The 1140-nt window shown below is 40.1% G+C and carries 1 protein-coding gene; it reads right to left on the bottom strand.

The window, feature by feature from the left end; all coding sequences use genetic code 11:
* A partial coding sequence (locus AC1DPQ_RS28435) for a TonB-dependent receptor domain-containing protein (RefSeq protein ID WP_477611670.1) occupies window positions 1–1140 on the bottom strand: 1140 nt, incomplete at both ends.

The raw sequence follows: 1140 nt of genomic DNA, 5'->3' as shown, positions 1-1140 counted from the left end.
GTTATAGGCTGATGCATTATAGTCGCCAATGTTTGGTGCGTTGTAAGCTTTTGTAGCCCTTGCAAAAATACTTGATGTATTGTTTATTTTGTAGTTTGCTCCTACTGAAGCTGCCCAGTTGGTTAAAGTTTCATCATAATGCGTGTAGCCTAAGATATTAGGGTTTGCACTGGCGGTTGTATTAACCGTACCATTTGCATTTAATGCATAATAAGGTCTGTCGCCTTTAACATTTTGATTATCTATGCGGGCACCAATATCTAAGCGCCATTTTTCAGATATTTTAATCTCATCTCCTGCGTACACAGAAAGGGTTCTCGTATCGCCAATAAAAGTGTTTTTGGTCTGGATGGTACKCTCTGCAGCTGTTGGTGATTGTAATAAAATGCTAGGGTGCTCTTTAAATTCAGTAAATGAACGGAAAGCATAACGTAAATCATCCCGGTTATACTGGTGGATGCCCAATCCGATGTTAAGACTGTGGTTTTTTACTTTCTTTCTTAAATCCAGGTAATCAACAATCTGAACATCACTATTAATTTGTCCTTGTGCATTAGAGGTAATTACATAATCTCCAGCTACGAAAGGTGCCACTGAGCCACCGGGATAGTAATAAGGCGTTGCTGCTGTTCTCGCTACAATTCCTGCAGGGGCAGTATAGGTAGAATTGGTATGGGTATTTTGATAACGAAAATTGTTAACAATCTGCCAGCCACTGTCGGTTAGGTAGTTGAACTGAAAACCACCCGATCCCAATTTGGTGTGGATTCCATCTGTTAAACTAAAATTATGGCTTCCTGCCGCCGGATCGTTATAGCTCCATTCTGTTTGAGTTGGCGTAATCGATTGAGCGGCCATATCATAATCGCGGTAAGTAGTTGGTTTACCGGTACCATCGTAAGGGTAATAACTTGTTAGTAAGAACTGAACTTTATCATTCAGGTATTTACCATACACCCTAAAAAATCCTTTATTGTTCTTAAAATTAAAAGTCATGTTCCCTTTAATCTGTCCACCCTCGTTAGCTGGCTTAAAACCTTGATCTACCACACCGTTATCGGTACGGTAAAAACCACCGATATTGTATTTAATCTGGTCGTTTATTTTGCCTCCGGTGTTGCCATCAACACGGTACAAACC

Source organism: Pedobacter sp. 01T416_2, assembly GCF_056398925.1.
This window is presented reverse-complemented; position numbering and strand designations above follow the sequence as displayed.